The sequence below is a fragment of the Streptomyces sp. NPDC028907 genome, from assembly GCF_055564995.1.
Map to the genome: position 1 here is coordinate 644,300 of NZ_JBVHVE010000006.1, position 6,241 is coordinate 650,540.

7 protein-coding genes are annotated in these 6,241 nt (G+C 67.5%); all 7 read right to left on the reverse strand.

Annotated elements, in window-relative coordinates:
* Positions 1-12 precede the first annotated feature (12 nt).
* Positions 13-1,074 carry an NAD-dependent epimerase/dehydratase family protein gene (locus ACZ4UU_RS22065; RefSeq protein ID WP_471905065.1) on the reverse strand — a complete coding sequence of 354 codons (1,062 nt, stop codon included), beginning with the start codon at positions 1,072-1,074 and terminating at the stop codon, positions 13-15.
* A gap of 269 nt (positions 1,075-1,343) precedes the next feature.
* On the reverse strand, positions 1,344-1,442 hold the full coding sequence (locus ACZ4UU_RS22070) for a 30S ribosomal protein bS22 (RefSeq protein ID WP_003948845.1): 99 nt from the start codon (positions 1,440-1,442) through the stop codon (positions 1,344-1,346).
* A gap of 157 nt (positions 1,443-1,599) precedes the next feature.
* The gene (locus ACZ4UU_RS22075) at positions 1,600-1,812 is read right to left on the reverse strand and encodes a helix-turn-helix domain-containing protein (RefSeq protein ID WP_004984898.1); all 213 of its coding nucleotides are present in this window, start codon (positions 1,810-1,812) and stop codon (positions 1,600-1,602) included.
* A gap of 129 nt (positions 1,813-1,941) precedes the next feature.
* A complete protein-coding gene (locus ACZ4UU_RS22080) occupies positions 1,942-2,757 on the reverse strand; it encodes a phosphatase (RefSeq protein ID WP_471905066.1) in 816 nt (271 codons plus the stop codon).
* A gap of 246 nt (positions 2,758-3,003) precedes the next feature.
* On the reverse strand, positions 3,004-4,176 hold the full coding sequence (locus tag ACZ4UU_RS22085) for an acetoin utilization protein AcuC (protein WP_471905067.1): 1,173 nt from the start codon (positions 4,174-4,176) through the stop codon (positions 3,004-3,006).
* Complete coding sequence (locus ACZ4UU_RS22090; protein ID WP_471905068.1) at positions 4,127-5,371, reverse strand: MFS transporter; 1,245 nt, start codon at positions 5,369-5,371, stop codon at positions 4,127-4,129. Before ACZ4UU_RS22090 ends, ACZ4UU_RS22085 begins: the two co-directional genes overlap by 50 nt.
* 66 nt (positions 5,372-5,437) lie before the next feature.
* Positions 5,438-6,106, reverse strand: a complete 669-nt coding sequence (locus ACZ4UU_RS22095) for an HAD family hydrolase (protein WP_471905069.1) — start codon at positions 6,104-6,106, stop codon at positions 5,438-5,440.
* Positions 6,107-6,241 lie beyond the last annotated feature (135 nt).

Sequence of the window (6,241 nt, forward strand, 5' to 3'; positions counted from 1 at the left end):
TTGATGCGCTCCTCAGTTGGCGCTCTGCGTCGGAAGGTGGCCGCCGCCCAGCGCGGGCAGCGCGGCGATCCGGTCGACGGCCCCCGCAAGGGCCTCCGGCGGCAGGAGTCCGGGACCGCGGCTCTTGGCGAAGTCCGCGAACGTCTCCGCCGTCGTGTACTTGGGCTTGAATCCGAGCGTCTCTCGCATCTGGTCCGTCGCCACCACCCGGCCGTGGGTGAGCAGCCGGATCTGCTCGGGCGAAAAGTCCGACATGCCCAGCGTACGCACCAGGGAGCCGGCCCAGGTGACGGCGGGCAGCAGGAGCGGCACGGTGGGGCGGCCCAGCCGCCGGGAACATTGCGAGAGCAGGAGGACACCGTCACCGGCGATATTGAAGGTGCCGCTGTTCAGCGTGCCCCGCTCCGGCTCGTGCGAGCCGATGCGCAGCACCTCGATCACGTCGTCCTCGTGCACGAACTGCAGCCGCGGGTCGTAGCCGAACACGGTCGGCAGCACCGGCAGCGAGAAGTACGAGGCGAGCGGCGTGTCCGCGGTCGGACCGAGGATGTTGGCGAACCGCAGCACGCACACGGCGACATCCGGCCGCCGCCGCGCGAACCCGCGCACATAGCCCTCGACCTCGACCGCGTCCTTGGCGAAGCCGCCGCTGGGCAGCGACTTGGGCGGCGTGGTCTCGGTGAAGACGGCCGGATCACGGGGCGCGGACCCGTACACGTTCGTACTGGACTTCACGACCAGTCGCTTGACGTTGGGGGACTTCTGGCAGGCGCCGAGCAGCTGCATCGTCCCGATGACGTTGGTTTCCTTGACCGTGGTCCGGCTGCCACTGCCGAGCGCTGTTCCGGTCACGTCCATGTGCACGACGGTGTCGGCGCCGCTCTCGGCCAGCACCCGCGCGATGGTGGGCTGCCGGATGTCGGCCTGGATGAAGTCGGCACCCCCGAGATGGTGCTCGGGCGGAACCGCGTCCACGGCGACCACCCGGTCCACTTCCGGGTCACGCTGGATCCGTCGTACGAACCGGCCCCCCAGTTGACGGGCCACTCCGGTCACGAGCACGACCTTGCCCAAGATCAGCGCCTTCCTTCCAGCACTCGTCCCGCTGCGTACCCTGCCGAGTTCCCCGTGTGCGGCCAACTTAGCGGGTCGGTGTTGCGCTGTGATGACCGCCCAATGCATGAAGTGACGAAAATTCCCTGCGTACGACCGGACGGCTCATGCGTTCGTCCAGTCATACGCACAGAGTCCGACCCCTCGTACGCGATCTCGATACGCATGTGGCCCCCCACCAGTTCTGATGGGGGGCCACAAAAGCACGCCACTTTCGCGGCGCGCCGCGCTTACTTCTTGTTGCGACGCTGAACGCGCGTGCGCTTGAGCAGCTTGCGGTGCTTCTTCTTAGCCATCCGCTTGCGCCGCTTCTTGATAACAGAGCCCACGACTACCCTCGCTCACTTCTCATCACTCGGCGTTGGGCGCCATGGGCCCATACGACCTACGAGGGGCTAGCCTACCCGCCCGAGCGCTGAGGTCGTAATCGAGGGGGAGAGGGGGAATCCCGAAGAGCCCTGAGGACCCCCCTCGCACCCACTGCCGTCAGGCGGTTTCCACCCCCACATAGCTCTCGCGGAGGTATTCGTGAACCGCTTGCTCCGGGACGCGGAACGAACGCCCCACCCGGATCGCGGGCAGATGACCGCTGTGCACCAGCCGGTACACGGTCATCTTCGACACTCGCATCACCGAGGCGACTTCCGCCACGGTAAGGAACTGAACCTCGTTCAGAGGCCTCTCGCCAGCTGCAGCCATGACACACCTGAACCTTCCGCACTCGACGGCCACCGGCTTCCCCTTCCGGTGACTCTTCGTCGCTGCGTGCTCACTCCCCAATGTAGGTGCCAGTGATGCGAGTGGGGAAGAGGTGCACCCATCGGCGGCCTACTGGGACAGACACGCTCGATTGAGTACGTAGCGGGTAAGCGGCCGGTAGTAATCAGACCGCACAGCGTCATCAAGTGGAACGACGACGGACACAGACCCCTCGGCCTCCCCCACAAAGAGCGCGGGGTCATCCGTATCGGCCAGACCAATGGCCTCAAACCCCAGCTGACCTGCCCCGCAGACCCAACCGTGGTCCCCGATCACCAACTCCGGCAACGGCCCGCCGGCCTCCGCCGTGGCCGCCAGCGCGATACGAACCGGGAGCGGCGAGTGCGTGTGTGCGCCGGTCTCACGCCCGGTGCTCGGAGCGCCGGGTTCCCGCACCAACGCGACTCCTCGTACGTAGGCAAGGTTGTACGTGCGTAGGCCGAACCGGGTCGTTATGTCGACACAGCGACCATGCGCCGGGGTGAGAACGGCACATCCCGCCGCCGACAACGCGTCCGCCAAGGCGGCGTAGAAACCGAGCAGCCGATGCGGATGCCCCGTCCCGAGCAGCACGGGCACCCGACGCTGCGCGGCCTCCCCGATCCGATCGGCGAAGGCATCCAACCCACGCAAAGTCCGCTCCGGATCGATCACATCCAGCCCGGACACACACCCCGGATCGGCCGAAACCCCGCACTTCTCCGCCATCAACTCAATCAAATCCCGCTGCCCCCAAGCCCACTCGGGATCCAACCCGATGAGCACACGAGGATCCCGAGCCGCAAAGAGCCGATAACTCCTTAGACTCACCTCCCGAGAAGTCGCCACCGTCCCAGCAAGCCGAGCGGCCAGCAGATGAGCGCGAAGGGCCCCGGTACTCAACACGCCAGCGATCCTGACGGACAATCCGCCACAGAGCCGCGGGAACGCGGCAAGACCGCACAGTCGGGCTAACGGACATCGCGGAACCCAGGCCCTCTCAGCCCGTCCGGCGTTTGAGGACGAGGCCCTTCGGGCCGATAGCGGGGGTCCAGGGGGCAGAACCTGCTGGCGGGGTCGAAGGGGCGGAGCCCTTTCAAGGGATGGGACGGGTAGGGGCGGCGGGGCGAAATCCCCCGGCCCACACCCCCACTACGCCAACAACCCCCGCAACGGAAAAACAGCTCGCCGCGTAGCCAAAACCGCCTGATCCAACCGATCCGCAGGGTCGTACCCCGCCTCCCACCCAGCCCAGGAGATCGGCCACCGCCCGTCAGTCATCCGAGCCGGCCCCAACTGCCGAGTCCGCGCGAACACTTCCTGCCGCCACCCCTCAGGAATCACCGCCTCAGGCTCAATCGCCCGCCCCGCGGCAATCCCCACCAGATGCGTCCACGACCGCGGCACGACCTCCACCACGGCATATCCACCCCCACCCAGCGCCACCCACTTCCCGTCGGAGTACTCGTGCGCCAGGTCATGACAGGCCACCTGCACAGCCCGCTGCGCATCCAACGACACGGCAAGATGCGCCAGCGGATCCTCGAAGTGCGTATCGGCCCCGTGCTGCGTCACCAGCACCTGCGGCCGAAAATCAGCGATCAACTCAGGCACCACGGCATGGAACGCCCGCAACCAGCCCGCATCCCCGGTCCCCGCGGGCAACGCCACATTCACGGCCGTACCCTCCGCGGACTCCGCCCCGGTCTCCTCCGGCCACCCGGTCTGCGGAAACAACGTACGAGGATGCTCGTGCAACGACACCGTCAGCACCCGCGGGTCCTCCCAGAAAGCCGCCTGCACCCCGTCCCCGTGATGCACGTCCACATCGACATAGGCGACCCGCTCGGCCCCAAGCTCCAACAGCCGGGCGATGGCCAGCGAGGCGTCGTTGTAGATACAGAACCCCGACGCACCCCCCGGCATCGCATGATGCAGCCCACCCGCGAAGTTCACCGCATGCAGCGCCTCCCCCCGCCACACCGCCTCCGCGGCTCCCACCGACTGCCCCGCGATCAGCGCGGACACCTCGTGCATCCCGGCGAACGCGGGATCGTCCATCGTCCCGAGCCCGTACGACTGATCCGCCGCCCCCGGATCCACGGAGGCCGCCTTCACAGCCTCGATGTAGTCCTGCCGATGAACCAGCCGCAACGTCGACTCCCCGGCCGGCTGCGCCGCGACGACGTCCACGTCCTTGTCCAGCCCGAAGGCATCGACGAGTCTCCTGGTCAGGGCAAGACGGACCGGGTCCATCGGATGGTCCCGACCGAAGTCATAGCCCGTTACTGCCTCGTCCCACATCAGCTGTGCGCGGCCGCTCATGCCCGTCACCGTATCGGTCCGGTTGAGCGGCGAACGACCGGGCGTACACAAGCGTCACCAGCACCAACACCATCGGCACAAGCATCGCCCCGCGATAGTTCCACGCATCGCCCAGCGCCCCAACCAAGGGCGAACCGATCAAAAACCCCACGTAATTGAACACATTGAGCCGCGCGACAGCCGCATCCGAAGCCTCCGGACCGTACTTCTCGGAAGCAAGCCGCCCAGCCGCCGCGAACGTCTGCGGCACCAGCACACACAGCCCCAGCCCCAGCAGCGTGAACCCCACCATCCCGACCCACGCCCCCGGCGCCCCGGCCACCACCGCGAACCCCCCGGCCGCCACCAGGGCCCCCATCCGCACAACCGCGACGGCCCCGAACCTCCGCACCCCGAAGTCCCCGATGGCCCGCCCCACCAGCGTGGTCACCATGTAGACGTTGTACGGCACGGTAGCCAGCTGCTCCGAACTCCCCAGCACGTCCTGGAGATACTTCGCACTCCAGTTGGAGACGGTCGAGTCCCCGATATAGGCGAAGGTCATCACCAGACACAGCGGCAGGAGCACCTTGAAGGCAACGGCCCCCTGCCCCCCTGCCTCCCGGGCCACCACATCGGCACCCCCGCCCCCCTGGCGGCCACCATCGACGTACCACCGACTCCCGACCAGCGCGGCCGGCAGCAACACCACCACGACCGGCAGATACGAGACGACCAGCGCCAGATCCCAGTGCGCCCCGACCCACGCCAGCGAGGCCCCCGCGATCCCGCCCAGGCTGTACACGGCATGGAAGCTGAGCATGATGCTGCGCGCGTACGACCGTTGCAGGCTCACCCCGAGCATGTTCATCGAGGCATCGAGCACTCCCACGGCCAGCCCGAACGCGGCGAGCGCGAGCCCCAGTTCGACCATCCGCTCCCCCGCCCCGACCCCGAGCAGTGCCAGGAGCACGACCGGCTGGGACCACCGCAGCAGCCGACTCGGGGGTATCCGCTTCACCAGCCGCTCGGTCGTGACGCTCCCGACGCCGGCCAGGATCGGCACGGCGGCCAGGAAAGCGGGCAACAGCGCGTCGGAGACCCCGTACCGGTCCTGAATGGCCGGAATCCGGGTCACCAACAGGGCAAAGGCGACCCCCTGAGCGAAGAAGCTGAACGCCAACGAGGCCCTACCGCGCCGCAGCACATCAGTCATGGCGGCGAGCGTAAGGCCCCGGGATACTGGTGGGTAGATCCAGCCAAAGATGAATTTCCCTCAAGTTCAGCGAGCGCCCTGCTCGAAGCCGGCCAGTAGCAGCTCGACCAACTCCCCCATGCCGGCGAAGAGTCGAGTGGCCCCGTCCAACCTCCCCGCAGGCGTCATCGCGGTGAACCCGTACACGTCCATCCCCGCCGCCACCGCCGCCTGGACCCCCAAGGGGCTGTCCTCGACGACGACACACCGCTCCGGCGCAACCCCCATGCGCTCGGCCGCATGCAGAAACAGATCCGGCGCCGGCTTCCCCCGCCCGACATCCTGCGAACTGAAGATCCGCCCATCGTCGAAGAACCGGCCCAGCCCCGCCGCCCGATGCCCCACCCGAATCCGCTCATGACTCCCGGAAGACGCGACACAGTACGGCACCTGCTTCCCGGCCAGCTTCTCGAGTACGTCGACCACGCCGGCCACCGCCTTCAACTCCCGCTCGAACGCGGCGAACACCCGCGCATGAAACACATCGTCAAAGTCCTCGGGAAGCCGCTGCCCCGTCCGCTCCAGCACCAGCTCATGCACCCGATGCATCGCCGCACCCATGTAGTCCCGTATGGATTCCTCGTACGAGGTCGGGTGCCCCAACTCGGTGAGATACGCGGCGAGGAGCCGGTTGGAAATGGGCTCACTGTCGACGAGCACGCCGTCGTTGTCGAAAATGACGAGGTCATAGCGCATGGCAGGAGCCTAAGCGGTGCAGGGGGCGGGAAATGCAGAAAGCCCCCGGACCGGTATCCCCGGCCGGGGGCTCTCTCACAATTTGTTCGGCGGCGTCCTACTCTCCCACAGGGTCCCCCCTGCAGTACCATCGGC

Coding starts and splice junctions, on each gene's coding strand:
- ACZ4UU_RS22075 (WP_004984898.1), bottom strand. CDS start 1,812: ATGGCTGCAGCTGGCGAGAGGCCTCTGAACGAGGTTCAGTTCCTTACC.
- ACZ4UU_RS22085 (WP_471905067.1), bottom strand. CDS start 4,176: ATGAGCGGCCGCGCACAGCTGATGTGGGACGAGGCAGTAACGGGCTAT.
- ACZ4UU_RS22090 (WP_471905068.1), bottom strand. CDS start 5,371: ATGACTGATGTGCTGCGGCGCGGTAGGGCCTCGTTGGCGTTCAGCTTC.
- ACZ4UU_RS22095 (WP_471905069.1), bottom strand. CDS start 6,106: ATGCGCTATGACCTCGTCATTTTCGACAACGACGGCGTGCTCGTCGAC.